General features: G+C 61.1%; 2 protein-coding genes. One reads left to right on the plus strand and one right to left on the minus strand.

Annotated elements, in window-relative coordinates:
• Position 1 precedes the first annotated feature (1 nt).
• Positions 2-475, minus strand: coding sequence for a flavodoxin domain-containing protein (locus WCL10_RS20495; protein ID WP_336897495.1), 474 nt, complete (start codon positions 473-475; stop codon positions 2-4).
• Between the two features lie 71 nt (positions 476-546).
• Here WCL10_RS20495 and WCL10_RS20500 point away from each other — a divergent pair, with 71 nt between their 5' ends.
• Positions 547-1410: a shikimate kinase gene (locus tag WCL10_RS20500; protein WP_336897496.1), complete on the plus strand. Its 864-nt coding sequence runs from the start codon at positions 547-549 to the stop codon at positions 1408-1410.
• Positions 1411-1649: the final 239 nt, after the last annotated feature.

The following is a 1649-nucleotide window of genomic DNA, read 5'->3' on the forward strand; positions in this document are numbered from 1 at the left end:
GCTATGCTTCCTGCGAAGCGAATTGGCTGGCCCAGCCCGAAGCCCATGCACCGGCAACATCTTCGGCGAGTGTTCCGTTGGAGGCATCATGGCGCTCAAGATCGATCTGGCGCGTCGCACCGCTGCGGCTCAGCAACCGGTCCCAGCTTTCACCGGCGGCACAGAAGGTATCGGAATAGGTCCGGTCGCCAAGTGCGAACACTGTGTATTGCTTGTCGGACAGATCGGCGCCGGCTTCGATGGCCGCGAAAAGTGCCTGCCCGTTATCTGGAATCTCGCCATGGCCATACGTGGAGGACACGATCACTATCAGTCCGAACGGCGCAAAGGCCTCGGGATCGAGCCCGTCCATCAGCATCCGCTCGCAATCGAGCCCGGCCGCACCGAGCGCGGCTTCGATCTCTTCCCCGCACATGTCGGCAAGGCCGGTCATGGTCGCGACAAATATCCCGACCCGAAGATTAGTGCTCGACATCGCTCTCCCTGTCGGAAATATGATTCGTACTCATTTCGAATATGCACTATAAAGCAGTTTAGCAAGCGCGCATGGATGAAAAGCACCCACCAGCCTCCAGGGGGAGCACGGAGATTGCACAGCGCATCCGTGCTGCGCGTTCGCGTGCGGGCTTGTCTCGAAAGCAGCTCGCGGCGGCCTCCGGAGCCTCGGAGCGTTATCTCGCGACGCTTGAGGCTGGGAGCGGAAATCCCTCTGTTGATATGGTCATGGCCATCGCTGAGGCTCTGAACGTGCCAATGGCGGAACTGCTGCCACTTGGCGGCGAGCAGGATCTGGTTGTCAGTCAGGCCGCAGCGCAGCTTCGCCGGTTGCCGCCCGACCGGGTGCGTGAAGCACTGGCCTGGCTCGGTAAGCCAGGGCAGGGCGGGGGCGACAAGGCGCAGCGCATTGCGCTCGTCGGATTGCGCGGTGCTGGCAAGACCTCGCTCGGAAAAGCGCTCGCGGAGCGCGTGAACATGCCGTTTTTTGAGGTTTCGAAGGAAATCGAGAAGCGCTACGGCGGCGCAATTTCGCTCCTGATGGAGATCAATGGCCCGGCTGCGCTGCAACGCTACGAGGCCAAGGTTCTCGAGGACATTCTTGGCGCCAATGTTCGAGCCGTGATTGCCGCGCCCGGCGCCATTGTCTCTGCGGGCCCGCTCTATGATCGGTTGCTCGCGATGTCATGGACGGTCTGGCTCGAGGCCAGCCCAGAGGATCATATGAACCGTGTTGTGGCGCAAGGGGACCTGCGGCCGATGGCGGGAAATCGCACCGCCATGAACGATCTCAGGAGCATTCTGGCTGCGCGCGAGGCGGACTATGCCCGGGCCGATATCCGGATCAACACCTCCGCGCAGGATTTTGCCGCAACACTGGATGTGCTGGAGCAGGCGGTTGCATCGCTTGTATGAACTATAATGCTTGTTTGATCTAGCTCAATGCAATATGTTGCGTCTCAACAAGGGGATTGAGGAGCGAATCGATGGCCACGCAGCTCGCGGTCGCAGAGCCGACAACAGCGTCGGCGCCGGCATTTTTCACCTACGACCAGAACGGTGAGTCCTACCGCCACTGGCAGGTCAGCATCGACGGCCGGATCGCCACGGTGACGATGAATGTCGATCCCGATGGCGGGCTTGTTCCCGGCTAC

Source organism: Novosphingobium sp., from assembly GCF_037133355.1.
In the GTDB taxonomy this organism is placed as follows: Bacteria; Pseudomonadota; Alphaproteobacteria; order Sphingomonadales; family Sphingomonadaceae; genus Novosphingobium.

Coding starts and splice junctions, on each gene's coding strand:
- WCL10_RS20495 (WP_336897495.1), bottom strand. CDS start 475: ATGTCGAGCACTAATCTTCGGGTCGGGATATTTGTCGCGACCATGACC.
- WCL10_RS20500 (WP_336897496.1), top strand. CDS start 547: ATGGATGAAAAGCACCCACCAGCCTCCAGGGGGAGCACGGAGATTGCA.